Consider the following 3,563-nt stretch of genomic DNA (forward strand, 5'->3'; position numbering starts at 1 on the left):
GCTCTCCCGTTACCTCTGCCCCACCGACCGCCGCGGCATCTACACCGACGTCACCGACGCCGGCCGCACGCTTCTCGAACAAGCCCGCCCCACCAACGAGAAAGCCCTCCGCGAAGCCCTCGACCAGGCAGCCACCAACCCCGAACTCGCCCCCCTGGTACGAGCCCTCGAAGCCCACGGCGTCCCGGCCTGACTCGAACGCCGTTCACCGAGGTGACCGCCTCGTCCACGGCCATCGCGACGACGCCCGGCGAGACGCCCGCCGCCGTGGACCCGACCGACCGCTGCGGGACGCCGAGCCGGTCGTCCACGGCCCACTGCGTCTCACGCGTTCGGGCAAAGTGCCAGCAGCCGGTCGACACCGGCTGCTGGAAGGAACCGGCGGCGCCGGGCAGCCCGCACCGCGGATGGCGCTGATCGCGACCGAGCCCTGCGGGACGCCGAGCCGGTCGTCCACGGCCCCTGCGCTTCACGGGTTCCGACGGGGTGCCAGTGCCGGTCGACACCGGCTGCCGGACGGAGGGGGCACACGGCAACAGCCGCGCCCTGCCCGGTGCGCCGACTGAAGGCGCGAGGACCGTCGGCCTCCGGGAGGAATTGCAGCTGATCCCCACGGGCAAGGTCTTGAAGGACCGGCGGTGAAGCAAAGCGCCGCGTTTCTCGCAGACGAACGGAGATCAGCGTGACGACGAACCAGGCCACCGCACCGGGCGAGGACATCTCACTCACTCTGCTGGAGCGTCTCGACGAGGAGATCATCGCGCTGCTCGCGCGCCGACGCGAGGTGGCTCAGGAGCTCCCCGCCCCGGACCGGGCCCGCGCCGTCGACCCCGGCTTCGTGGAGGCCGTACGGGACATCACGGACCGCTACCGACAGGAACTCGGCGGGGCGGGTGAGCTCGTCGCCCGCGCGGTCATGGTCCTGTGCCATCCGGGCCGCCCGAACTGAGCGGCGGCGGCCGAAGGGCCGTACAAAGCGGCGTGGGTGACCTCGCCGACAGGCCCTAGGTGGCGAAGAGCACAGGTCGTAGCGCTGCGGTGGCCGTTGACACTCTCTTGGATTTGGCCGTACAAAAGGCTTCATGAGCCTGCCGCAGCTTCCCTTGTCCAGGGTCACGGTGGTCAGCCTGGAGCAGGCCGTGGCCGCGCCCTACGCCACCCGGCAGCTCGCCGACCTCGGCGCCAGGGTGATCAAGGTGGAGCGGCCGGGCGAGGGTGACTTCGCCCGCCGCTACGACACGACCGTGCACGGCCACTCCAGCTACTTCGTGTGGCTCAACCGGTCCAAGGAGTCGCTCACGCTGGACCTCAAGGACCCGCGCGGCCTCGAGATCCTGCACCAACTCCTCGACGGCGCCGACGTGTTCGTACAGAATCTGGCTCCGGGCGCGGCCGACCGGCTGGGCCTGGGCGTGGACATCCTCGCCGAGCGCTGGCCGCGGCTGATCCCGTGCACGATCTCCGGATACGGCACCGACGGGCCGTGGGCGGACCGCAAGTCGTACGACCTGCTCGTACAGTGCCAGACGGGCCTGGTGTCGCTGACCGGGACCGCCGAGGAGACCGCGCGGGTCGGGATCTCGGTCGCCGACATCGCGGCCGGGATGTACGCCTACAGCGGCGTCCTCACCGCCCTGTACACCCGGGCCACCACCGGCCGGGCCCACCCGGTGGAGGTGTCGCTGTTCGAGGCACTGGCCGAGTGGATGAGCCAGCCGGCCAATTACACGCGTTACGGCGGAACCCAGCCACCACGTCTGGGCACCCAGCACGCCACCATCGCCCCGTACGGCGCCTTCACCGCCGCCGACGGCAAGGACGTCCTCTTCTCCATCCAGAACGAACGCGAGTGGCTCGCCCTCTGTACGCATTTCCTACGGCGGCCCGAGCTGGCGGGGGATCCGCGCTTCGCCACCGGCTCGGCCCGGGTCGCCCACCGCGAGGAACTCAACGCCGTGGTCGCGGAACGGATCGCACGCACCGACGCCGCGGAGGTCCTGAAGGATCTGGAGGACATCGGCATCGCCTGCGCGGGAGTGAACGACGTCTCCGCGTTCCTCGACCACCCGGTCCTGGCCTCGCGCGGCCGCTGGCACGAGGTCGCCGTTCCCGGCGGAGCCACGGTGGAGGCGCTGCTGCCCCCGGCCGACCTCGCGGGACTGCCCGCCCGCATGGACCCGGTGCCCGCGGTGGGCGAGCACACCGAGGCGATCCTCACGGAGCTCGGCCGTACCGGCGACGACATCGCGGCGCTTCGTGCCGACGCGGTCGTCTGAGCCACTGGACCGGAGGAGACACGAGCGATGAGCGTCCTGGACATCCTTTCCGCCGACGAGCGTCACGTCGTACGGACCGTGCGCGATGTCGTCGACAAGGAAGTCCGGCCCGTCGTCCGGGAGATGGAGCGCGGGGATGGTTGAGCAGACTCAGCGGGACAGCATCTACCTGCGGCTGGCACGGGAGTTGCGGGCCGCGATCCTGCGCCAGGACTTCCCGGAAGGTGTGCGGCTGCCGACCGAGGCCGAGCTGGCCGACAGGTTCGGGATCAGCCGCCAGACCGTACGGCGGGCGTTCCAGGACCTCGTCGCCGAAGGTCTGGTGCACCGGGTGCCGGGCCGGGGCACCTTCGCCACCCCCCGCGAGGAGCAGTACCTGCGTCAGTTCGGATCGGTGGACGACCTGATGGGCCTGTCCATCGACACCCACATGCAGGTCGTCACCCCCCTGCGCCGACGGGTCGACGTCGACGCGGCGGGACGGCTGGGCCTGACCAGCGACCGGGTCCACAAGATGGCTTTCCTACGGCTGCACGAGGACACCGCGTTCTGCCACACCTCCGTGTTCCTGCCGCCGGAGGTCGGCCGGCTGCTGGAGTCGGTCCCGGAACTGGCCGAGCCCGGCACCGCCGGTGCGACCACCGTCATCGGACTGCTCGACGAGCGGCTGCCGGAGCCGATCGCCGAGGCCGAGCAGAGCATCACGGTCGCGGCGGCCGACGCCGGGATCGCCGGACACCTCGGGTGCGAACCGGGCCGTGCGCTGCTGCGCATCGACCGGGTCTACCAGTCGGCGGCCGGACGGCTCGTGGAGCTGGCCGTCAGTCACTTCCTGCCCGAGCACTACTCGTATCGCGTACGGCTGCGGCGCAGCGGACGCTGATGCCTTCCCACTCGCAAGAACCAGGAGAAGACCTTGAGTTTGAGGATCGTTGTCACTGTGAAGTACGTGCCCGACGCCACCGGCGACCGGCACTTCGCCGATGACCTGACCGTCGACCGGGACGACGTGGACGGTCTGCTCTCCGAGCTGGACGAGTACGCGGTCGAGCAGGCGCTGCAGATCTCATGGGCGCGGACAAGGCGATCCACGTCGAGGACGACGACCTGCACGGCACGGACGCCATCGGTATCTCGCTGGTGCTGGCCAAGGCGATCGAGAAGGCCGGTTACGACCTGGTGATCTCCGGTATGGCCTCCACCGACGGCACGATGGGTGTGGTCCCGGCGCTGCTGGCCGAGCGTCTGGGCGTGCCGCAGGTGACGCTGCTGTCCGAGGTCTCGGTC

At 70.6% G+C, this 3,563-nt stretch carries 3 protein-coding genes and 2 pseudogenes; all 5 read left to right on the forward strand.

The window, feature by feature from the left end; translation table 11 throughout:
• Nucleotides 1-193 (forward strand): annotated as a pseudogene (locus JF597_RS00120) (MarR family transcriptional regulator); the annotation flags it as partial.
• Between the two features lie 489 nt (nt 194-682).
• Entirely contained in the window at nt 683-949 is a 267-nt protein-coding gene (locus tag JF597_RS00125) for a hypothetical protein (protein ID WP_293986465.1), read from the forward strand.
• 133 nt (nt 950-1,082) lie between these two features.
• Nucleotides 1,083-2,276, forward strand: coding sequence for a CaiB/BaiF CoA-transferase family protein (locus JF597_RS00130; RefSeq protein WP_293986467.1), 1,194 nt, complete (start codon nt 1,083-1,085; stop codon nt 2,274-2,276).
• Nucleotides 2,277-2,412: 136 nt separating this feature from the next.
• Complete coding sequence (locus JF597_RS00135; protein ID WP_293986469.1) at nt 2,413-3,159, forward strand: GntR family transcriptional regulator; 747 nt, start codon at nt 2,413-2,415, stop codon at nt 3,157-3,159.
• Between the two features lie 33 nt (nt 3,160-3,192).
• Nucleotides 3,193-3,563: pseudogene (locus JF597_RS00140) on the forward strand (electron transfer flavoprotein subunit beta); the annotation flags it as partial.

Origin of the sequence: Streptomyces sp., from assembly GCF_019510245.1 — a bacterium.
GTDB lineage: Bacteria > Actinomycetota > Actinomycetes > Streptomycetales > Streptomycetaceae > Streptomyces.